Source organism: Microtetraspora sp. NBRC 13810, assembly GCF_030268685.1.
Lineage (GTDB): Bacteria > Actinomycetota > Actinomycetes > Streptosporangiales > Streptosporangiaceae > BSRQ01.
This window is the reverse complement of record NZ_BSRQ01000016.1, coordinates 147,532-167,291: the sequence shown is the minus strand read 5'-3', so window position 1 is coordinate 167,291 and position 19,760 is coordinate 147,532. Positions and strand designations below refer to the sequence as shown.

Below are 19,760 nucleotides of genomic sequence, written 5' to 3'. Positions count from 1 at the left end.
CCTACACCGTGTAGTTTACATCCCGTCGTCGAGGGCGTCCGAGACGACTCACGAGCCGGTCTGGCTGCTGCCACGCGGGACCGGACACCGGGCACTGTGAGCGTCATTCCTGTTCTGCGCCTACGAGCCCCGAGTCTTCCGCGGGGTTCAGCTCGCACCAGTGGCTGAGCTGGTTGCCGAGGCGGCCGCCGTCCTCGCCGTTCTTGACGGCCCGCGCGGCGCCGGTGAGCGTGCCGCGCTCCTCGTTCAGTTCCAGCATCAGCAGCGGGGTGTTCAGCCGGGCGTCCGGGGTGGGGAGCTGGAGGGCGAAGGCGGCGCGCAGGTCCCAGTCGGCGGAGGCGGTGACGATCAGCGCCGGCGCCGGCTCCCCGCCGTCCAGCCGGGCCGCCAGCCGCCCGTCCGCGCCCAGCCGCAACGCCAGCGGCACGGCGCCCGCCTCGGTGCCGATCAGTCCCTCCCAGGCGCCGGGCGGCACCCTCATCGCCCGCTCCCGCACCGGGAACGGCGGCAGGGCGGCGGCCGTGAAACCCGGCACCAGCTCCGCCATGACGTACTCGACGACCGAGGTGCGGGCCGCGGCGCCGCTGGAGTTGGTGAGCACGCTCACGGCCAGCCGCAGCCCGGGGACGACCGCCAGCATCGTCGCGACCCCGCCCATGCTGCCGCTGTGACCGACGATCTCGTGCCCGCCGCTCCGCGAGACGAACCAGCCCAGTCCGTACCCCAGGCCGTCGCCCCGCCCGGCGCCGACCGGCAGCGCGGCGCGCATGGCCGCCGTGGCGGCGGGGCCGAGCACCCCCGGCCCGCCCGCCTGGGTCAGCCCGAACATCGCCAGGTCCGGCGCCGTCGCCCAGCCCAGCGACGCGCCCCGGTGGGAGGTGTCGTACACCGGGTAGGGCAGGCCGTCCGCCGAGTGCCGCACGGCCTCCCCGGCCGGGCCCTCGTAGGAGGGTCCGATGTGGCAGCTCGTGAGCCCCAGGGGCGCGAAGATCCGGTCCCGGGCGTACGCCGCGGGGTCGCGGCCGGTGACGTTCTCCAGGACCACGTCCAGGACGCCGTAGCCGAGGTTGGAGTACTCGAAGCGGGAGCCCGGCTCGTGGTACAGCGTGCCGTAACGCTCGATCGCCCGCCGTGCCGGGGGGAGTGCGGCGGGCTCGTCCGCGTAGGAGAAGTCGAAATGGCCGCCCAGCCCGGCCCGGTGGCCGAGCACCTGGCGGACCGTCGGGGCGCCGCGGTGGCGGCGGCGGGGGAGGCGGATCCCGCCCAGGTGCTTCTCCACCGGGTCGTCCAGGTCGAGCAGGCCCGCCTCGGCGGCCAGGCACACGCCGGTCGCGGTGATCGGCTTCGTCACGGAGGCCAGCAGGTAGGCGGTGCCGGTGGTGGCCGGTCGCCCCGCCGCGACGTCGGCCAGGCCGGCGGCCTCGGCGTGGACCACCTCGCCGTCGCGCGCCACGGCGACGGAGACGGAGGCGGCGCCGGTCGCGGCCAGCGTCCCGGCGCAGTGCTCGGCCAGACCCGCGAGCATCACGGTGGAAAAGCTCCCTTCTGTCCGGTTATCGCCAACCTAAGGGGTGGCCACCGGGGTCTGACCCCCGGGGCGGAGGTGGGGTTCTCCCCACCTTTTTGCGGACCCTGTGCCCATGTCGCGGCGGGCAGCCGAGTCCCTACGGTTGGTTGCATGACCGAAGCGGAGCTGACGACGCCCTGGGACAGGGTCCGGGCCCACTACTCGGCGGCGACCTGGCTGCGCACCTTCCACGCCGTGGCGGGCGTCCCCGTCGCGCTGTTCTGCGGCGCGGTGATCGCGGCGCTCGTCGCGCTGACCGTGCTGTTCTTCTGGACCGTCGTCGTCGCGCTGGCCGGGCTGTGGGCGCTGCTGTGGGTCGTTCCGCGGCTCAGCAGGGTGCAGCGGGCCAGGTTCGCCGCGCTCCTCGGGGAGGACATCCCCGAGGCCCCGGTGCGGCCGGTCGGCGGCAGGCCCGTGCGGTGGTTCCTGACCGAGGTGCGCACCCTGAGCACCTGGCGCCAGCTCGGCTACCACCTGCTCGCGCTGCCGCTCGCCGGGATCTCGGCCCTCCTGGTGGGCGGGGCCTGGGTGGGCGCCCTGATCATGCCGGCCGTCGCCCTGCGGGGATGGCTGAGCGAGGACGTCGTGCAGGCCGTGATCTGCGTGCTGGTCATGGTGGCGCTCTGCGCGTTCGCGCCCTGGCTGGCCCGGGCGGCGGCGGTGGTGGACACGCTCGCGGCGCGCGCGCTGCTCGGCCCGAGCGAGAAGGAGCGGCTGGAGCGGCGGGTGGCGGCGCTGCGCGAGAGCCGGGCCGACGCGGTCGACGCCGCGGACACCGAGCGCCGCCGCATCGAGCGCGACCTGCACGACGGCACCCAGCAACGGCTGGTGTCGCTCGCGATGAACCTCGGCATGGCCCGCGCCACCCTGACCGAGCTGCCCGAGCCCGCCCGCCAGGCGATCGAGCAGGCGCACGAGGAGGCCAAGCTGGCACTGAGGGAGCTGCGCGACTTCGTCCGCGGCCTGCATCCGGCCGTGCTCAACGACCAGGGACTCGACGCGGCGCTGTCCGGCCTCGCCGCCCGGGCGCCGTTCCCGGTGCGGCTGCACGTCGACGTGGCGGAGCGGGCCTCGCCCACCATCGAGGCCGTGGCCTTCTTCGTCGTCTCCGAGACGCTCACCAACGTCGCCAAGCACGCCAACGCGCTCAGCGCCGAGGTCGACGTCCGCCGCGACGGCGACCGGCTGCTGCTGGCCGTCCGCGATGATGGTCTCGGGGGCGCGGATCCGGCGCTGGGGTCGGGGCTGCGCGGCCTCGCCCAGCGGGTCGGCTCGGTCGACGGAAGCCTGCGCATCGACAGCCCGCTCGGCGGTCCGACGACGATCGATGTGGAGCTGCCGTGCGCGTAGTGCTCGCCGAGGATTCCGTTCTGCTGCGAGAAGGGCTGGTCTGGGTGCTCGGCTCGGGCGGGATGGAGGTCGTCTCCGCCGTCTCCGACGCCGACGGGCTGCTCCGCGCGGTGGACGAGCAGCGGCCCGACCTCGTCATCACCGACGTGCGCATGCCGCCCTCGCACACCGACGAGGGCCTGCGCGCCGCCCTCGTGCTGCGCCGGACCCATCCCGGCCTGCCCATCACGGTCCTGTCGCAGTACGTCGAGGAGCGTTACGCCACCCAGTTGCTGTCCACCGAGACCAGCGGCATCGGTTACCTGCTGAAGGACCGGGTGGCCGACGTCAAGGAGTTTGTCGACGCGCTGCGCCGGGTCGCCGGGGGCGGCACCGCGCTCGACCCCGAGGTGGTGGCCCAGTTGCTGGTCCGCCGGCACAGCGACCCGCTCGACCTGCTCACCCGCAGGGAGTACGAAGTGCTCGCACTGATCGCGGAGGGCCGCTCCAACACCGGCATCGCCGAGGCCCTCACCGTGTCCGAGGGGGCCGTGGGCAAGCACATCAACAACATCTTCACCAAGCTCGGTCTCTCCGGCGCGGACAAGGACCATCGCCGGGTGCTCGCCGTGCTCCGTTTCCTGAAGGTCTGAGAGGTAGACGTCGATGCGACGCAATGTCAGGACCGGCTGGATCGTCGCGAGCGGGTTGCTCACCACGCTCGCGGTGTGCGGCCCGGCGGCGGCGGCGTGGCTGGACATCCTCAGCCCGCCGGACACGCCGCGAGGCTTCCTGCTGCTGTCCTCGACCTCCTCCCAGACCGTCGAGGACGTCTACCGGATCACCTCGCCGGAGGTCGTGGTGGACAGGACCGGGCAGGTCGAGGTCGCGGTGGCGCGCGGCCCCGCCGGGCAGATCACCATCAGGCGGGAGGTCACCTGGCAGGGCGGTCCCCCCGACGTCCAGCAGTTCTGGAACGGCCGGCAGCTCACCGTCAAGGCCACCTGCGACCCCTTCGCGTCCGAGGAGACCGTCTGCGTCACCCGCTACACCCTCACCGTCCCGCCCGGCGTCAAGGTCACCGAGGTCCCCTGACCCCTGCCGGCCCGCTGACCGGCGTCGGGTCACCGGAGTTCCCTGCCCCGCTCCCCGTGGCCATAGCGGCGAATTCGACGGAGAGCGCTCTCCCATCGCCTCGGTCCTGAAAGAAGTTTCGGTAGGAACAACACCGTTCGCCCCATTGACATGCACCGGCCGCTCCCCGAATCTAGGGGCGATGGAGAGCGCTCTCCAAGAAGAAAGGGGCGGCAGGTGCTGACCGAGGACGAGCTCGATCGCCTGGTGCGGACACTGGATCTGGAGCAGAAGGTGCGGCTGCTCGACGGGGCCACGCCGTGGCGGCTGCACGCCGAGCCCGCCGTCGGGCTGCGGGCGATCGCCGTCTCCGACGGTCCCGTCGGCGTGCGCGGGCAGGGCTGGGACGAGCGCAGGACGTCGCTCAACCTGCCCTCCCCGACCGCGCTCGCCGCCACCTGGGACGAGGACCTGGCCGCCGAGCTGGGCGCGCTGCTGGCGGGGGAGGCCCGGCGACTGGGCGTGGACGTGCTGCTCGCGCCCACGCTCAACCTGCACCGGTCGCCGCTCGGCGGCCGGCACTTCGAGTGCTACTCGGAGGACCCGCTGCTCACCGGCAGGATCGGCGCCGCCTACATCAAGGGCGTCCAGTCTGGCGGCGTGGCCGCGACCGCCAAGCACTACACCGCCAACGACTCCGAGACCGAGCGGCTCACCCTGGACGCCCGCGTCGACGAGCGCACGCTCCGCGAGGTCTACCTGGCCCCCTTCGAGGCCGCGGTCGAGGCCGGGGCGTGGGTGGTGATGTCCGCCTACAACGGGGTGAACGGCGACACCATGTCCGAGAGTCCGCTGCTCGCCGAGCCGCTCAAGGGGGAGTGGGCCTTCGACGGCGTGGTGGTCTCCGACTGGGGGGCCGTGCGCTCCACCGTCGCCTCGGCGCGCGCCGCCCAGGACCTCGCCATGCCCGGCCCGAACGAGTACTGGGGCGACGCCCTGGTCAAGGCGGTGCGCGCGGGCGAGGTCCCCGAGGAGGCCATCGACGACAAGCTCCGCCGCCTCCTCCGCCTCGCCGCCCGCGTCGGCGCCCTCACCCCCCCTCCCCCCACCACCGACACCCCCGCGACCGGCGTTCTCAAGACCGGCACCGCCACGACCACTGTCCCCGCGACCGGCACTGCCACGACCGACACCCCCGCGACCGACACCCCCGCGACCGACACCCCCACCACCGACACCCCCGCGACCGACACCCCCACCACCGACACCCCCACCACCGACACCTTCGTGACCGGCGGCTCCGTCAGCGGGGCTCTCGCCGGTGCTGCCGCCGGGCGTGGTGCATCTGTGAGCGGTGCGGGCGTGGGTGAGGGTTGGGACGGGGCCGGGGTCCGGGCGGTGTTGCGGCGGGCGGTGGCGGCCAGTTGTGTGCTGGTGCGGAACGAGGGCGGGCTGTTGCCGCTCGACCCGGCCCGGCTGGCCGGTGTCGCCGTGATCGGCCCCAACGCGGCGGACGCCCGCATCCAGGGCGGCGGAAGCGCCGGCGTCTACCCCCCTTACGTGGTCTCCCCGCTGGACGGCGTCCGCGAGGCGCTGGCCGGGGTGGCCGAGGTGCGCCACGCGCGCGGCCTGGCCGCCGACGACCGGCCCACCCCCCTCACCACGGGCAACGCGCGCAACCCGCTGACCGGCGAGCCCGGCGTCCTCGTCCGGCTGCTCGACGAGGACGGCGCCGAACTGCACGCCGAGCACCGGCTGACCGGCCGGATCCTGGAGCCGGCGGTCGTCGAGGGGGCTGCGACCGTGGAGATCCGCGCCCTGCTGCGACCGGTGGCGGACGGCGAGTGGAGCCTGGCCGTCGCGGGCTGGGGGCACGTCACCCTCGAAGCGGACGGGCGGACGCTCATCGACCAGGAGGTCGTGCGCGAGACCGACGACCCGGCCACGGTGAGCCTGTCCCCGCCCTTCCACCGCGTCCCGCTCACCCTGGCCGAGGGGCGCGAGGTCGAGCTGGTCGCGCGGCGGCGGCTCGACCCGGACACCGGCCGGGCGTCCGCGCTGGCCGCCGACCCGCCGCGGACCGGCGACGACGACGCCGAGCTGGCCGCGGCGGTCGAGCTGGCCCGTGGCTGCGACGCCGCCGTCGTCGTGGTCGGCACCACCGAGGAGCTGGAGAGCGAGGGCTACGACCGGGAGTCCCTGGACCTGCCCGCCCGCCAGGACGAGCTGGTCCGGGCGGTGGCCGCGGTCAACCCGCGCACCGTCGTGATCGTCAACTCCGGCGGCCCGGTCGCCCTGCCGTGGCGCGAGGAGGTGCCCGCCGTGCTGCTCGGCTGGTTCCCCGGTCAGGAGGCCGGGCACGGGCTGGCGGACGTGCTGTTCGGCGCGGCCGAGCCGGGCGGGCGGCTGCCCACCACGTGGAGCGACGCCTCCCTGGTGTCCACCACGCCGGTGGCGGGCGTGCTCGACTACACCGAGGGGCTCGACGTCGGCCACCGCGGCTGGCTGCGGAGCGACGACTCCCCGGCTTACTGGTTCGGCCACGGGCTCGGCTACACCTCCTGGTCCTACGAGGAGGTGTCCGCGCCCGGGCAGGTGGCGCCGGGCGCTTCCCTCACGGTGCGGGTACGGCTGCGCAACACCGGGCCGCGGCGGGGGAGCGAGGTCGTCCAGGTGTATCTCGCCCGGCCGGAGAGCGCGGTGGACCGGCCGGTGCGGTGGCTCGCCGGGTTCGCCCGGGTCGAGGCGGAGCCGGGCGAGAGCGCGGAGGCCGAGGTCGTGATCGCGGCCCGCGCCCTCCAGCACTGGTCGGCGCCGGACGGCGGCTGGCTGACCGAGCCCGGCGCCTTCACCGTGCTCGCCGGCCGCGCGGTGCACGACCTGCCGCTGCACGCCGAGGTCACCGCCGGCTGACGGCATGGCAGGCCGGGAACCCCACCGAACCCACCGAACCCGCCGACCGCTCCGGCGACTCCCCGGCGACCGTTCCAGCAACCCCCGGCGACCGCTCCGGTGGTCGCCGGGCGGGGCGTCCAGTGGTCGCCCGGTGGGGCCCGGCGGGTGGTGAGCGCGGGCCGGGCCGGGCCGCCGCTGATGGAGAGCGCTCTCCGGGCGTGCTATAACAACCCCATGAGCGACGGCCTGACCCGCGCGGCCGGGTCCCCCACGCTGGAGGACGTCGCACGCGTGGCGGGTGTCTCCCGCGCCACCGTCTCCCGGGTGATCAACGGCGTGCGCAACGTCGATCCGGCGATCCAGGAGAAGGTACGGCGGGCCGTCGCGGTCACCGGTTACGTGCCCAACCAGGCGGCGCGCTCCCTCGTGACCCGCCGTGCCGGAGCCGTCGCCCTGGTGGTGTCGGGAGCGGGCGGCGGAGCGGACGAGCCGTTCCCGAGCAGGGTCTTCGCCGACCCGTTCTTCGGCAGGGTGGCCAGTGGCATCGTGGGCTTCCTGCGCCCGGCCGGCGTGCATCCGATCCTGATGTTCGCCGAGACCGACCATGACCGCGCCGAGGTCGTCACGTACCTGCGCCAGGGGAAGGCCGACGGCGCGGTCCTCGTCTCCACGCACGCCGGGGACCCGCTGCCGGAGCTCCTCGTCGAGGCCGCGCTGCCCGCCGTGCTCTTCGCCCGGCCGCCGGAGCCGATCCCGATCAGCTACGTGGACGTCAAGCACCGGGAGGGGGCCGCGCTGGCCGCCGCCCATCTCGTCGCCCGGGGGTGCCGGCGGGTGGTCACCATCGCGGGGCCGCTCGCCGTATCGGCGGCGCAGGACCGGCTGGCCGGGTTCCGGGACGCGATGGCCGTGCACGGCCAGCCGTACATCCCGTGCGCGGAGGGGGCTTTCACGCTGGGCAGCGGCGAGGCGGCGATGGAGGAGCTGCTGGCCGCGCACCCGGATCTCGACGGCGTCTTCGCGGCCAACGACGTGATGGCGCAGGCGGCGCTGCGCGTGCTCGGCGAGCACGGGCGGCGGGTGCCGGACGACGTCGCCGTGGTCGGGTTCGACGACAGCAGCGCGGCGCTGGCCTGCCGCCCGCCGCTGACCACGGTCCGCCATCCGGTGGAGGACATGGCGGCCGAGATGGCCCGGCTGCTCCTGGCCCACATCGAGCAGCCGGACCTCCCGGTCACCTCGGTCATCTTCGACCCGGCCCTGGTGGTCCGCGAGTCGGCCTGAGATCACTTCACCGCGCCGGCGGTGAGCCCCTGCACGAGGAAGCGCTGTAGCAGCAGGAACCCCGCCACCACCGGCACGCTGACCACCAGCGAGGCGGCCATGACCTGGTTCCAGTAGACGTCGTTCTGGGTGGCGTAGCCCTGGAGGCCGACCGCGAGGGTCCGGGTGGCGTCGTCGGTCAGCACCGAGGCGAAGAGCACCTCGCCCCAGGCGGTCATGAAGGCGTAGACGGTGACCGCCACGATGCCCGGCATCGCGGCCGGGATCACCACCCGGATCAGCGCCCCGATCGGCCCGTTGCCGTCCACCTGGGCGGCCTCGTCCAGCGCGACCGGGATGGAGTCGAAGTACCCGACCAGCATCCAGATCGAGAACGGCAGCGAGAAGGTCAGATACGTGATGATCAGACCGGTACGGCTGGCGAACAGCTCGATGCCGATGGTGTTGCCGAGCGTGACGAAGATCAGGAAGAGCGGCAGCAGGAAGAGGATGCCGGGGAACATCTGGGTGGACAGCACCACCACGGAGAAGACCCGGCGGCCGGGGAAGCGGAACCTGCTGATCGCGTACGCGGCGAAGATCGCCACCGTCACCGACGCCACGGCGGCGACCGAGGCCACCACCAGGCTGTTGGCGAAGTAGCGGGCGAGCGGCACGGTCCGCCACATGTCGAAGAACGGGCTCAGCGTGACGGTGGACGGGAACCACTGGAAGTCGCCCTGCACGTCGCGCAACGGCTTGATCGCCGAGGTGGCCATCACGTAGAGCGGCGTGAGGGTGAACACCGCGAGGAACCCGAGCACGATCCAGCGGGCCCAGGGCAGCCACCGGGGGTCACGCATGATCCCTCCTTCGCGAGGTCGCCACCAGGTAGACCGCGGTCACCGCCAGCAGGAAGAGCAGCAGCAGTACGGACATTGCCGAGCCGGAGCCGAAGTTCCAGGTGACGAAGGAGCTCTGGTAGATGTGGATGGAGATCAGGTCGGCCTGTTCGGGCGCCGACTTGCCGAAGAGCACGTAGGGCGTGTTGAAGTCGTTGAACGTCCACAGGAAGAGCACCAGCACGAGCACCTGGTTGATCGGGCGCAGCAGCGGCATGGTGATCGAGCCCAGCCGCCGCCACCAGCCGGCCCCGTCGATCGCGGCGGCCTCGTGCAGGTCCTCCGGCACGTTCTGCAACCCGGCCATCAGCACCAGGAAGGCGAAGGGCCAGATCCGCCAGACGTAGACGACGAGCAGCGAGACGAAGCTGTTGTCCCCGATGAGCCAGAACGGCCGCTCGTCCACCAGCCCGAACTGGTCCACCAGGAGGTGGTTGACCAGCCCGGTGTCCCGCTGCAACAGGAAACTCCAGGTGATCACCCCGGCGTAGACCGGCAGCGCGTACGGCACCAGGAACAGCGCGCGGAGCAGCCCGCGACCGCGGAAGGAGCCCTGCATGAGCACCGCGGCGGCGGCTCCGAGCAGCCAGGACAGGCCGACGGCCAGCGCGGTGAAGACGACGGTGAGCAGGAAGGAGCGCAGCAGCGAGCCGCCCACCGCCGTGTTCACGTCGAGCGCCACCCGGTAGTTGGCCAGCCCCGCGGACGGCGCCGCCGACCAGTTGGCGATGAAGAACTGCGTGAGCCGCAGGAAGCTCATCCAGATGCCGATCAGCATCGGCACCAGATGGATCAGGAGTTCCAGCACGATGGCCGGCAGGATCAGCAGGTACGGCAGGCCGATGCGGCGCAGCCGTACCGGGATGAGCCCGGCGGCCCGTACCGGCCACCCCCGCCCCGCGCCGTCGCGGGGCGTGGTGGACGTGACCATGTGGGTCCCCTCGTTCGGGTGGCGGGTCCGGGTCAGCCGCCGGTGGTCATCTGCTGGTTCGCGTCGGCGAGTTCGGCGGTGACGTCCTCGACGCTCACCGGGTCACCCGCCGCGACCTTGGCGAACAGGCCGTTCATCGCGGTGCCGACCAGGGTCTCGAACTGGCTCTCCTCCGGCACCTGGGGCAGCGGCTCGGCGGTGGTGCCGAGGATCTGCTGGAACGTCTTGATGACCGGCGTCTCGAACGCGGGGTCGTCGTAGGCGTCCTGCACGGTGGGCAGCGAGCCGTAGGCCTTGTTCAGCGTCTGCTGCGTCTGCTTGCTGGTCATGAACTTCGCGAACTGCAGCGCGGCGTCCTTGTGCTCGGTGTTCTTGAACACCGCCAGGTTGATCCCGGCGACGAAGCCGTTGACCTGGGCGCCGGCGCCGCCGGCCGCGGGGAGCGGGATGGGCGCGAGGCCGTAGTCCTCCTCGGGCATGCCGCTCTCCTTGAGGGAGGTGGCGATCGACTGCCACATCAGCATGGCGGCCTTGCCGGTGACGAAGTCCTGGACGGCCTCGGTGCCGTTGGCGTACTCGGCGTTGCTCGGGTTGACGATCTTGTGTACGGCCATCAGGTCGAGGTACTGCTTGATCCCGGCGGCGAACTGCGGGGAGGCGAACTGCGGCTTGCCCGACGGGTCGAAGGGCTGGGCGCCCTGCTGGCGGCCGAAGATGAAGGCGTGGTGGGCGTTCTCGGTGGCGCTCGCGCCCTCCACCGCCAGCCCCCAGCGCCCGTCGGTGGTGAGCTTCTTACCGGCGGCGATCAGCTCGTCCCAGGTCTTCGGCGGCTCGGCGATGCCCGCCTCGCGGAACAGCCGCTTGTTGTAGTGCAGGCCGTAGGTCATGCCGTAGATGGGCACCGCGGCGGGCGGCTGGCCGGCCGCGCCGGTGGCGGCGAGGCTGGGGCCGAGGAAGCGCTCCTTGCCGCCGAGGCCGGTGAGCGCCTGGTCGTCGAAGGGCAGGAAGGCGCCGGTGGCCTGGAGGGAGGCGGACCAGGTGTTGCCGATGTTGACGACGTCGGGGCCCTGACCGGACGTGGTCGCGGCGAGGATCCGGTTGAGCAGGTCCGACCACGGCACCACCTCCACCTGGACGGTGATGCCGGTCTCCTGCTTGAACCTGTCGAGTTCGGGCTGGAGCACCTGCTTGTCGCTCTCCAGGCTGGTCCCCTGGTTGGAGGCCCAGTAGGTGATCGTGGTGGCTCCGCCGGCGGACCCGCCGCCACCGGTGCCGCCTTCGTCGCCGCCGCAGGCGGTGGCGGCGAGCGCCAGCGCTCCCGCCACGGCCATGTAACCCAGCTTGCGTATGCGCACGGTTCTTCCTCAGGGATAGTCGACGAGATGGTGGATGGCATTTCCGGGCGGCCCGCCGACCGGGCCCCCGGTGTCGTTGACCACACGGTGGATGCCGCCCACCCCGCCGAGCGAGACGATGACCATGTGGTGCAGGCGCACTCCCGGCCGGTCGGGCACCTCGAAGGACCGGTCGGCCACGACGGAGGGATCGGCCTGGAAGAAGCAGTAGCTGCCGAGCCCCCACGCCTCGTGCCGGGCGACCGAGTGGCCCACCTGGTAGGCCGGGTAGCCGCGGACCGGGCCGTCCATCCAACTCGCCTGGTCCGGCGGGTCGTAGGGGCGCTCGTTCTGGAACATGTACGTGCGTCCCCGTTCGCCGTTCCAGACGACCTCGTGCTTCTGGTAGTGCTCGGCGAACAGGCCGTAGACGGTGACGTCGTCGCCGTTCACGACCAGGCCGGTGTCCGCGGTGTTGACGGCCCAGCCGACGCCCTCGCCGTGGTCGCCGCGCCAGGCCCACACGTGGTCGGCGAGCACGTGGTGGCTGTTGATCACCAGGCTGACGCTCGCCCGGCCGGGGTGCGCGCCGCCGATCCGGAAGAAGACGTCGTGCAGTGACGTGGGGTCGGCCGCGTGGCCGGCCGACGATCCGGGCGGGCCGACCTCCATGAGCACCGGGGTGTTCACCGGACCGGCGTCGACGAGGAGGTGGGCGATCTTCACGCCGTCCACGTCGGCCACCGCGACCGCCGTCTCGCCGGTGCCCGGGACCAGCGTGGGCAGGCCCAGCCCGAGCACGACCGTGCCGGGCCGGGTCACCCGGATCGTGCCGTCCAGGTGGTAGACGCCCGGGGTGAGGAGCAGGTGCCGCCCGGCGTCCAAGGCGGCGTTGATCGTCTCGGTGGAGTCGCCGGGCCGGGCGATGTGGAAGCGGCCGATCGGGATCGAGATCCCGCCGGGGACGCCGTCCGCCCAGGAGACGCCCACGCTGTCCCGCCGCGGCGCGGGCACGAACACGTGGTAGCGACCCTCGCCGTCCACGTGCAGGAACGGCTTCTCCCTGACCACCGGCGTGCGGGCGACCACCGTGTACGGCGGGTCGGGGAAGGCGCCGGGCGGCGGATCGGCCACCCCGACGAAGACCATGTTCCACGCGGCCCCGGTCCAGCCGCCCCAGGAGGTGTTGCGGCTCAGCCACTGCTGCTGGGAGCCGGACCGCACCTGCCCGTCGATCCTCGCGTCGGCGAGCAGCCCGCCGCTGGACCAGCCGCCGTCGTCGAGCAGCAGGTCGCCGTGCACGTGCACACGCCGCATCGGGGCGGCCTGGGACACCGCCCAGCGGTTGCCCCCGTCCCCCGGCGCCACGGACAGGTTCTCCACCGCGCGCCAGAAGTTGTGCGTCGCGTTGCCGCCGAACCAGCGGGCGTCCGCGCTCACCTGCCCGTCGATCCGCACGTCCCCGGGTACCAGGCCGAGGCCCGCGACCTGCGTGTAGAAGCCGACCCGCACCCGCACGGCGTACCGGCCGGGCCGGAACAGCAGCGCGTGCCTACCGGGGCCGAACTCGTCGCTCTCCTGCCGGGCGAAGACCTCGTCGAGCCGGCGCTGGATCGCGGCGGCGGGCATCGACGGGTCGAGGACGGTGACGTCCGGGCCGAGGTCGGGTACGGACGAGTCGAGGTCGGAGCTGGGGTGCACGTTCAACTCCCACCGTGGTGTCGCCTGGCCGGGAAAGCAAGGGAGAGCGCTCTCCTCAGGAGACTGCATCCGGCGGCGCGCCGTGTCAAGGCTCCGTATGGGCGCCCGCGGAGCACCGGATCGGCCCGGCATCGTGGTGATCATGTGTTTCCCGCAGATGAACAGCGGTTTTCCTGGCGGTGAGGCGGCCGATCTTGACAACCGCGCGCGGGACCCGACACTCTCTGCCTAGAGAGCGCTCTCTGAGCGATGCCCCGCGCCGCGGGACATGCGGAAAGGCACGCCCTCCGGCGGGAGGTCGTGCCCGGAAAGCGTACGGCGCCGCCGGTCCGCGGGGGCATGACCGGCGACGCCGTACCTGGGGGGCGGGGGAGAGGGCCTTCCCCGCTACGGGCGGGTGAGTCCGAGGGAGTAGGAGCCGGAGCCGCTGTAGGCGTGCACCCGGACCCGGTAGGTGCCCGCGGTGCCGTTGTAGGTCACCGTCTCATCGGGCGCCGCGCTGGTGCCGCTGGCGACGTTCACCCAGGTCGAGCCGCTCAGCCGCTGGAGGTAGATGTCGAAGTCGGTGCCGTTCGGGCCGTCGAGGCAGAGCCGGTGGGTGCCGGTGACCGTCGTCGTGTAGGAGGAGCCGTTCGGCTGGTAGGCGCTGGCGCCGCTGCTCAGGGAGCCGGTGTAGGTGTTCTGGTAGCCAGTGCAGGTGGGCTGCGGGCCGGGACCGCCACTGGTGACCAGGGTGAGACCGTAGGCCGTCAGCGCCTCGTTCACCGGCTGGAAGTAGGTGGTGCCGCCGATGGTGCAGTTGCCCGAGCCGCCGGAGGTCATGCCCTGGGCCTGGTTGCCGGAGATGTAGGAGCCGCCGGAGTCGCCGGGCTGGGCGCACACGTTGGTGCGGACGACCTGACTGACCGTGCCCTGCGGGTAGGTGACGCTGGTGTTGCGCTGCTGGATGGTGCCGCAGTGCCACTGGGTGGTGGAGCCGGAGCGGCAGACCGACGAGCCCGCTGGCGCCTCGGTGGATCCGCCGACCGCGATCAGGCCCGCGCCGTAGGCGTTGACCACGCCCACCGGCGTCCAGTTGGCGTTCACCGAGACCCAGGCGTAGTCGTTGCCCGGGAAGGACGAGCCCTGGAAGGTGCCCTGGGCGACCTGGTTGTACCCGGCGGTGCTGGAGCCGACGGAGCCGCAGTGGCCCGCCGTGACGAAGCCGCCGGTGGTGCCCTGGGTCACCGAGAAGCCGACCGAGCAGCGAGACGTCCCGTTGATGTAGTACGCGTCGCCGCCGCGCACGTCGTAGTAGGTCTCGGGCTTCTCGGTGGAGGCCACGACCCGTACGGCGGCGCGGTCCGCGCCGGCCTCCGCGGCGAACGCCTCGCCCGCGGCGGAGTCGGCGGCCAGCACGACGATGTCGTTGGCCTGCTCGTCCACGTACCACACGCGCACGCCCTCGCCGGCCTTGGCCGACGCCCGGTCCAGCTTGTCCTTGACCGCGGTCAGGTCGGCCAGCGAGCGGGCGACGACCTTGGCCTGCGCGCCGGCGGCGGAGATGTCCGCGGTGGCGGCGGTGTCGGTGGTGGCGACGACGAGGGCGCCGGTGTCGGTCACCCAGGAGCCGCCGTACACGTCCTTGAGCTTGTTGCGCAGCTTGGGCTCCGTCTGGCGGGCGCGCTCCTCGTTCACCAGGCGGAGGGCGGCCTGCTCGGCGGTGAGGCCCAGGTCGCGCTGCATCGCCTGGATGAGGCCGGGCGGCGGCTTGGCCGCGGAGACGGTGGAGACGGCGGTGATGCCGGTGGCGCTCGTGCCGGCGGCGTCGTCGGCCGGTACCGCCGCGGCGGGTGAGCCGGCGAGGGCGAGAGTGGCCACCGCGAGTGCCGCGCCCGTGATCAACAGGCGATTTCGGATCATGAGGTCTCCTCAGATCGGGGGGTGCCGCCAACGTACGGCCCGCCCCGATCCGCGCGGATCTACCAGATCTCCTATATTTCGGAGGTATGGGGGGCGCTCGCCGCCGACGGGCTAGGGAAGCGTGCCGAACTCCGGGTTGCGGGAGAGCCAGTTGACGTAGCCCCGGCTGCGCCGTGCCGCCTCCATGTGGGCCGCCTTGGCGTGCAGCACCGTGGCGGCGGCGGAGTCGGCGGCGGGGGAGTCGGGGTGCCAGCCGAGGAGCTGGCGCCAGCGCAGGGGAGACCCGGCGAAGGGCAGCAGGGCCAGGCCGGGGGTGAGGCGGAAGGTCGCCTGGGCCAGCGCGACGGCCCGGCCGACCTGGGCCAGGTGGACGCAGGTGGCGACATCCGTCTCGTAGATCGTGCGCGGGGTGAAACCGGCCCGCGCGCAGGCGGCGGCGAAGCAGTCCTCGAAGCAGCCCTCGCCGGGCGCGACCGCCCAGTTCTCCTGCCAGAACGCGGCGAGATCGGCCTCCGGCTCACCGGCCAGCGGATGGTCCTCGGTGACGAGGGCGCACACCGGGTCCACGGCGACCGTGCGCCAGGCGAGCGCGTCGGCCGACGGGGGCCTGCCCTCGCCGCACACGCCGACCAGCGCGTAGTCGAGCCGCCCGCTCATCACCATCCCCGCGAGCTCCTCGGCCGACCAGGAGGTGTAGGTGCTCACGTTCGCGGTGGGATGGGCGGCGGCGAGCCGGTCGACCAGCCCGCCGAGCAGCGGGCTGTTGGTGGCGCCGAGCCGGTAGCGCTGGCCGTTTCCGGACGAGTTGGCGAACCTGGCGGCCTCCTCCTGGAGTTGCCGGGCGGCCGGCAGCAGCACCCTGGCCCGGGTCAGGACGAGTTCCCCGAGTGCGGTGGGGCGGGCACCGTTGTGATCGCGGTCGAAGAGAGCGCCACCGAGCACGCGCTCGATCCGCTTGAGCTGCGCGGTCAGCGCGGGCTGTGCGAGTCCGAGGACGGTGGCCGCCTTGGAGACACTGCCTGCGTCGGCCACCGCGCGCACGATCCTGAGGTGGCGGAGCTCGAGATCCATAGGCGCACGGTATGGCCGCGGAGACCTGCTGCCAATGTGGTTATGTCACGAAATTTGACGAATATGTGTCGGAAGGATCGTCGGTAGCACTCTCGGTGTGATTATCACTAATTATTCGGTCATCTTGTGAGCTTGGGCGATCAGTTCGAAGGACCGCAGCCGGTTGGCGCCGCCGTACACGCCGGTGGTGATCATCAGCTCGTCGGCGCCGGTGCGGGCGCGGAGCTCCGCCAGGCCGGTCCGCACGCCCTCGCCGTCGCCCTGGATCATGTTGGACAGCCAGGCGTCCAGGAACTCCCGCTCCACCTCGGAGTAGGGGAAGCTCTCGGCCTCCTCCGGGGTGGGCACCGGGCCGGGGGTGCCCCTGCGCAGCCGCAGCATCGACAGACCGCTGGTGAGGGCCAGCCGGTGCGCCTCCCGCTCGGTGTCGGCCGCGATCGCGCCCACGCCGATCAGCGCGTAGGGCCGGTCGAGGACCTCGGAGGGGCGGAAGTTGGTGCGGTAGAGCTCCAGGGCGGGCTCGGTGTTGGCCGCGCTGAAGTGGTGGGCGAAGGCGAACGGCAGGCCGAGGATCCCGGCGAGCTGCGCGCTGAAGCCGCTGGAGCCGAGCAGCCAGATCGGCGGGCGGCCGGACGGGTCACGCGGGATGGCCTTGATCCGCGCATAGGAGTGGCCGGCCGGGAACGCGTCGTCGAGGAACGCCGTCAGGTCGGCGACCTCCTGGGGGAACCGGTCGGCGTCGCCCCGGCGCAGCGCCTGCGCGGTGGCCGGGTCGGTGCCGGGCGCGCGGCCGAGGCCGAGGTCGATCCGGCCCGGGTGCAGCGCCTGGAGCGTGCCGAACTGCTCGGCGATGATCAGCGGGGCGTGGTTGGGCAGCATGACGCCGCCGGAGCCGACCCTGATCGTCCGGGTGGAGGCGGCCAGGTGGGCGATGAGCACCGCGGGCGACGAACTCGCCACGCTGGGCATGCCGTGGTGCTCGGCCACCCAGAACCGGTGGTAGCCCCACGCCTCCGCGCGCCGCGCCAGCTCGGTGCTGGTCGCGAGGGCCTCGCCGGCCGTGCCGCCCGCACTCACGGTGGCGAGGTCGAGAACGGAAAGGGGGACTTCGGCATCGCCCCGGGCGATGCCGCGGATCTGATCGCTCACGACGTTCACAACCCGGACGGGTCCCACGGCTATTCCTGCGACCGGCCGCCCCGGGTGAAACACCCGGATCGCTGGGTAAGCAGAAGTGTCATGACGATGGGAATCGATCCGCGGGACCTGAGCGAGGACGACCTTCTGCGCGAGCTCCGGCACGTGCACGAGACGCGCACCGACACCCTGAGACACGGCTCGGAGGACGCGCTCGCGCACCACACCACGCGCAGCGCGGAGCTGGAGCTGGAATACCTCCGGCGACATCCCGAGCGCGAGGTCGATCCGGCGCGGCTGCGGGAAGGGGCGAGACAACGTGGCCAGGAAGCAAGAACCACATGACGTCCAGGAGATGACCGGCATGGACACCGACGTGTACGAGGCGGTGGCCTCGCTGGCGGTGGACGGTCGGCGCGCGGGCACGGCCGACGTGGCGCACATGACCGGGCGGTCCGCGGAGGACGTGCGGCGCAGCCTCGCCGGGCTGGTGGAGATGGGGTGGCTGGTGGAGAGCGGCGGCGGTTTCGTCCTCGGGGCGCACGACTGGGGCCTGGATTACTGACGTCCCGTCTCACTGTCCCGATCAACAGGAGTTATCGCGAAATATCGTGTCAAGGGCGGCGTTGGGCGAGTAATCATGGAACATGATGCCTCGCGAGGGGAAACGATGACGCCGCAGGACGTGCGCTCCCTCCGCCCGGCGAAGGCCAGGGAACTGTTCCGCGACGGCCTGCGCACCCCCACCGCCGGGTGGTGCCGCGGCTGGACCCAGGCCAACCTGCTCGCGGTCCCCCGGGCCCTCGCCTACGACCTGCTGCTGTTCGCCCAGCGCAACCCGAAGTCCTGCCCGGTGCTCGACGTCGGCGACCCCGGCGAGCACCGGACCGGCATCTTCGCCGGCGACCTGCGCACCGACCTGCCGGGCTACCGCGTCTACGAGAACGGCGTGCCGGTCGCCGAGGTCGCCGACGTGCGCGACGTCTGGCGGGCGGACCTGGTGCCGTTCCTCATCGGGTGCAGCTTCACCTTCGAGGACGCGCTGATCCAGGCCGGCGTGCCCATCCGGCACATCGACCAGGGCGTCAACGTGCCGATGTACGTCACGTCCGTGCCGTGCCGGCCGGCGGGCGGGCTGTCCGGCCCCATGGTCGTGTCGATGCGGCCCGTCCCCGCCGCGCTGGTGGCCACGGCGATCAGGGTGACCTCCCGGTATCCCGCCCTGCACGGCGCTCCCGTGCACGCCGGCGACCCCGCCGAGATCGGCGTCACCGACCTCCACCGGCCCGACTTCGGCGATCCGGTGGAGGTCGGCCCCGGCGAGATCCCGCTCTTCTGGGCGTGCGGCGTCACCCCGCAGGCGGCGGTCATGGCGAGCGGCGTCCCCTTCGCCATCGGCCACCTGCCCGGCCACATGGCGATCACCGACGTGCGTGACCACCACTTCCAGGTGCCCTGACGGCTTCTCGGCGCCGCCCGTCGCGGCGTGTCTCCCCAGCGCGATCGAGCCCGATGCCGGGCAGACCCTGTCAGCGCCTTCCCCGCCGGCGACGTGCCCGTCCGGGGCCGCCGCCCACGGCGACCACGGGAGGCGGCTGCGCGGCGGCGTAGACCGTGACCAACTCCTGGCCAGGTGGGTTCCAAGGTTCGGTAACGGCCCGGCGACGCCGGGACGGCGCCGATCACCGGCTGGACGGTCCGCTGGACCTGCTCCGCCGGGCAGCCGATCGGGCAGTTGCGGGGCGGCGTCCTCACCCGGAACGGGTCCTCCGTCATCGTGCGGAACGCCGCCTGGAACGGAAGTCTGTCCGCCGGGACGAGCACGTCCTTCGGCTTCACGGCGAGCCGGCCGGACGCCGCTCCCGTACCGGCGGTGACCTGCGCGACGGGTCGGAGACGATCTACGGCTCCGCGGGAGAGCCGCTGGGCCGCAGACCGTCCGTTGCCCAAGGTCGTCCTTTCGGTGGAGTCGGCGCCCACACCGCGACGCCTATCCTGGACGCAGCAACCGGGGTGGAACGACGGCAGCAAGGGGGAGCCTTGATGGCGATCTCAGACGAGGTGCGGCAGTCCCGCGCCGGACACGCCGGCCTCGCCGCATCCGAGCCCGCGGACGTGCGCGGTCCTCAGGGGGCGCCCCTGCGCGGCCCCTCGGGGGAGGACCTGCACGGGCGGCGGGCGGCGGGCGGCGCGGACCGGCCGAAGGGCGGCGCCCGGCGCCGTGGCCTGCGCGGCTGGCGCGACGGCATCCGGTCGACCCGTACCGGCGCGCTCACGCTCAAGATCGCCGTGGGGGCCATCGGCGCCCTGCTGGTGATCGGCGGCCTCATCCTGGTGCCGTTCCCCGGTCCGGGCTGGCTGATCGTCTTCTTCGGCTTCGCGGTGCTCGCCACCGAGTTCCACTGGGCGCACAAGGTGCTGGAGTTCGGCAAGCGCACCCTGGCCTCCTGGACCGACTGGCTCAAGCGGCAGCACCTGCTGGTCCGGATCCTGGTCCTGGCCGTCACGGCGGTGGTCGCGGCGGCGATCGTCTACTTCGCGCTCAGGCTCAGCGTCGGCATCGACCTCGTCGTGCAGGCCCGCCAGTTCCTCGCCCGCTGACCTCCCATGCCATATCCGTACGGCATGGGATTCATGCTGTAACTGTTGTGTGA

At 72.8% G+C, this 19,760-nt stretch carries 17 protein-coding genes and 1 pseudogene; 10 read left to right on the top strand and 8 right to left on the bottom strand.

Annotated features, from left to right (window positions below; translation table 11 throughout):
* Nucleotides 1-103: 103 nt before the first annotated feature.
* Nucleotides 104-1,525 (bottom strand): serine hydrolase domain-containing protein, encoded by a 1,422-nt coding sequence (locus tag QSK26_RS28475; protein ID WP_285778396.1) that lies wholly within the window; start codon nucleotides 1,523-1,525, stop codon nucleotides 104-106.
* Nucleotides 1,526-1,678: 153 nt separating this feature from the next.
* Between QSK26_RS28475 and QSK26_RS28470 the strand changes: the two genes are divergently transcribed.
* The 5 genes from QSK26_RS28470 to QSK26_RS28450 all read left to right on the top strand — a co-directional run bounded on the left by QSK26_RS28470 (nucleotide 1,679) and on the right by QSK26_RS28450 (nucleotide 8,149).
* Nucleotides 1,679-2,917, top strand: a complete 1,239-nt coding sequence (locus tag QSK26_RS28470; protein ID WP_285778349.1) for a sensor histidine kinase — start codon at nucleotides 1,679-1,681, stop codon at nucleotides 2,915-2,917.
* Nucleotides 2,908-3,549, top strand: a complete 642-nt coding sequence (locus QSK26_RS28465) for a response regulator transcription factor (RefSeq protein WP_285778348.1) — start codon at nucleotides 2,908-2,910, stop codon at nucleotides 3,547-3,549. The genes QSK26_RS28470 and QSK26_RS28465 overlap by 10 nt, the downstream gene beginning before the upstream one ends.
* Nucleotides 3,550-3,562: 13 nt before the next feature.
* Entirely contained in the window at nucleotides 3,563-3,991 is a 429-nt protein-coding gene (locus tag QSK26_RS28460) for a hypothetical protein (RefSeq protein ID WP_285778347.1), read from the top strand.
* A gap of 216 nt (nucleotides 3,992-4,207) precedes the next feature.
* Nucleotides 4,208-6,883 (top strand): beta-glucosidase, encoded by a 2,676-nt coding sequence (locus tag QSK26_RS28455; protein ID WP_285778346.1) that lies wholly within the window; start codon nucleotides 4,208-4,210, stop codon nucleotides 6,881-6,883.
* A gap of 216 nt (nucleotides 6,884-7,099) precedes the next feature.
* Complete coding sequence (locus QSK26_RS28450; RefSeq protein WP_285778345.1) at nucleotides 7,100-8,149, top strand: LacI family DNA-binding transcriptional regulator; 1,050 nt, start codon at nucleotides 7,100-7,102, stop codon at nucleotides 8,147-8,149.
* Between the two features lie 2 nt (nucleotides 8,150-8,151).
* Here QSK26_RS28450 and QSK26_RS28445 read toward each other — a convergent pair whose 3' ends face one another.
* The 7 genes from QSK26_RS28445 to QSK26_RS28415 all read right to left on the bottom strand — a co-directional run bounded on the left by QSK26_RS28445 (nucleotide 8,152) and on the right by QSK26_RS28415 (nucleotide 17,118).
* Nucleotides 8,152-8,991, bottom strand: a complete 840-nt coding sequence (locus tag QSK26_RS28445; RefSeq protein WP_285778344.1) for a carbohydrate ABC transporter permease — start codon at nucleotides 8,989-8,991, stop codon at nucleotides 8,152-8,154.
* A complete protein-coding gene (locus QSK26_RS28440; protein ID WP_285778343.1) occupies nucleotides 8,984-9,961 on the bottom strand; it encodes a carbohydrate ABC transporter permease in 978 nt (325 codons plus the stop codon). Before QSK26_RS28440 ends, QSK26_RS28445 begins: the two co-directional genes overlap by 8 nt.
* 32 nt (nucleotides 9,962-9,993) lie before the next feature.
* Nucleotides 9,994-11,316: an extracellular solute-binding protein gene (locus tag QSK26_RS28435; RefSeq protein ID WP_285778342.1), complete on the bottom strand. Its 1,323-nt coding sequence runs from the start codon at nucleotides 11,314-11,316 to the stop codon at nucleotides 9,994-9,996.
* A 9-nt stretch (nucleotides 11,317-11,325) separates the two neighbouring features.
* On the bottom strand, nucleotides 11,326-12,996 hold the full coding sequence (locus QSK26_RS28430) for a pectate lyase-like domain-containing protein (RefSeq protein WP_285778341.1): 1,671 nt from the start codon (nucleotides 12,994-12,996) through the stop codon (nucleotides 11,326-11,328).
* Nucleotides 12,997-13,383: 387 nt separating this feature from the next.
* The gene (locus QSK26_RS28425; RefSeq protein WP_285778340.1) at nucleotides 13,384-14,898 is read right to left on the bottom strand and encodes a S1 family peptidase; all 1,515 of its coding nucleotides are present in this window, start codon (nucleotides 14,896-14,898) and stop codon (nucleotides 13,384-13,386) included.
* Between the two features lie 111 nt (nucleotides 14,899-15,009).
* On the bottom strand, nucleotides 15,010-15,969 hold the full coding sequence (locus QSK26_RS28420) for a LysR family transcriptional regulator (RefSeq protein ID WP_285778339.1): 960 nt from the start codon (nucleotides 15,967-15,969) through the stop codon (nucleotides 15,010-15,012).
* Between the two features lie 111 nt (nucleotides 15,970-16,080).
* Nucleotides 16,081-17,118: an LLM class flavin-dependent oxidoreductase gene (locus QSK26_RS28415; protein ID WP_285778338.1), complete on the bottom strand. Its 1,038-nt coding sequence runs from the start codon at nucleotides 17,116-17,118 to the stop codon at nucleotides 16,081-16,083.
* Between the two features lie 90 nt (nucleotides 17,119-17,208).
* Between QSK26_RS28415 and QSK26_RS28410 the strand changes: the two genes are divergently transcribed.
* The 5 genes and pseudogenes from QSK26_RS28410 to QSK26_RS28395 all read left to right on the top strand — a co-directional run bounded on the left by QSK26_RS28410 (nucleotide 17,209) and on the right by QSK26_RS28395 (nucleotide 19,707).
* Complete coding sequence (locus QSK26_RS28410) at nucleotides 17,209-17,451, top strand: DUF6158 family protein (protein WP_285778337.1); 243 nt, start codon at nucleotides 17,209-17,211, stop codon at nucleotides 17,449-17,451.
* Between the two features lie 19 nt (nucleotides 17,452-17,470).
* The gene (locus QSK26_RS28405) at nucleotides 17,471-17,671 is read left to right on the top strand and encodes a hypothetical protein (RefSeq protein WP_285778336.1); all 201 of its coding nucleotides are present in this window, start codon (nucleotides 17,471-17,473) and stop codon (nucleotides 17,669-17,671) included.
* Nucleotides 17,672-17,776: 105 nt separating this feature from the next.
* The gene (locus QSK26_RS28400) at nucleotides 17,777-18,565 is read left to right on the top strand and encodes a putative hydro-lyase (RefSeq protein ID WP_285778335.1); all 789 of its coding nucleotides are present in this window, start codon (nucleotides 17,777-17,779) and stop codon (nucleotides 18,563-18,565) included.
* Between the two features lie 219 nt (nucleotides 18,566-18,784).
* Nucleotides 18,785-19,150 (top strand): annotated as a pseudogene (locus QSK26_RS41915) (cellulose binding domain-containing protein); the annotation flags it as partial.
* The gene (locus QSK26_RS28395) at nucleotides 19,150-19,707 is read left to right on the top strand and encodes a TIGR02611 family protein (RefSeq protein WP_285778334.1); all 558 of its coding nucleotides are present in this window, start codon (nucleotides 19,150-19,152) and stop codon (nucleotides 19,705-19,707) included. The pseudogene QSK26_RS41915 and the gene QSK26_RS28395, both read left to right, overlap by 1 nt.
* Nucleotides 19,708-19,760 lie beyond the last annotated feature (53 nt).

What these genes read in the sequence shown, in the direction of transcription:
- QSK26_RS28420 (WP_285778339.1), bottom strand. Translation starts at nt 15,969, where the DNA reads ATGGATCTCGAGCTCCGCCACCTCAGGATCGTGCGCGCGGTGGCCGAC.
- QSK26_RS28450 (WP_285778345.1), top strand. Translation starts at nt 7,100, where the DNA reads ATGAGCGACGGCCTGACCCGCGCGGCCGGGTCCCCCACGCTGGAGGAC.
- QSK26_RS28440 (WP_285778343.1), bottom strand. Translation starts at nt 9,961, where the DNA reads ATGGTCACGTCCACCACGCCCCGCGACGGCGCGGGGCGGGGGTGGCCG.
- QSK26_RS28460 (WP_285778347.1), top strand. Translation starts at nt 3,563, where the DNA reads ATGCGACGCAATGTCAGGACCGGCTGGATCGTCGCGAGCGGGTTGCTC.
- QSK26_RS28445 (WP_285778344.1), bottom strand. Translation starts at nt 8,991, where the DNA reads ATGCGTGACCCCCGGTGGCTGCCCTGGGCCCGCTGGATCGTGCTCGGG.
- QSK26_RS28470 (WP_285778349.1), top strand. Translation starts at nt 1,679, where the DNA reads ATGACCGAAGCGGAGCTGACGACGCCCTGGGACAGGGTCCGGGCCCAC.
- QSK26_RS28425 (WP_285778340.1), bottom strand. Translation starts at nt 14,898, where the DNA reads ATGATCCGAAATCGCCTGTTGATCACGGGCGCGGCACTCGCGGTGGCC.
- QSK26_RS28475 (WP_285778396.1), bottom strand. Translation starts at nt 1,525, where the DNA reads ATGCTCGCGGGTCTGGCCGAGCACTGCGCCGGGACGCTGGCCGCGACC.
- QSK26_RS28410 (WP_285778337.1), top strand. Translation starts at nt 17,209, where the DNA reads ATGACGATGGGAATCGATCCGCGGGACCTGAGCGAGGACGACCTTCTG.
- QSK26_RS28400 (WP_285778335.1), top strand. Translation starts at nt 17,777, where the DNA reads ATGACGCCGCAGGACGTGCGCTCCCTCCGCCCGGCGAAGGCCAGGGAA.
- QSK26_RS28395 (WP_285778334.1), top strand. Translation starts at nt 19,150, where the DNA reads ATGGCGATCTCAGACGAGGTGCGGCAGTCCCGCGCCGGACACGCCGGC.
- QSK26_RS28405 (WP_285778336.1), top strand. Translation starts at nt 17,471, where the DNA reads ATGGACACCGACGTGTACGAGGCGGTGGCCTCGCTGGCGGTGGACGGT.